This window comes from Paenibacillus sp. TSM33, assembly GCF_056099025.1.
The window spans coordinates 1-301 of record NZ_JBLZXB010000056.1 but is presented as its reverse complement, the minus strand read 5'-3'; the positions used below and the strand labels follow the sequence as shown (position 1 = coordinate 301).

Here is a 301-nt window from a genome sequence, read left to right as displayed (position 1 = left end):
GGAAGGATGAGCCTGTGCAGGTCGTTTTCCGCCATCGCAGCGGAGAGTTGTACTATGAAGACCTGCGCGGACTAGAAAAAGAGGAACGAGAAGCTCGGGTGAAGGCTTTTGTCCTCGAGGATAAAGCAAAAGGATTCAACCTCGCAGAGGATGCACTCCTTCGTATCTCCATCCTGCAAACCGGGGATGAAACGTACCACTTTGTTTGGAGCTTCCATCACATTTTGATGGATGGCTGGTGTTTGTCCTTTATGACCCAGGAAGTATTCGGCAGCTATTTGGCACTGCGTGCAGATCATGA

Annotated in this window: 1 protein-coding gene; it reads left to right on the top strand. The window is 50.2% G+C overall.

Annotation, left to right across the window (positions count from 1 at the left end; translation table 11 throughout):
* Positions 1-14: 14 nt before the first annotated feature.
* The coding region (locus ACN6NF_RS25865) for a condensation domain-containing protein (protein ID WP_474320326.1) at positions 15-301 on the top strand (287 nt) is incomplete at its 3' end.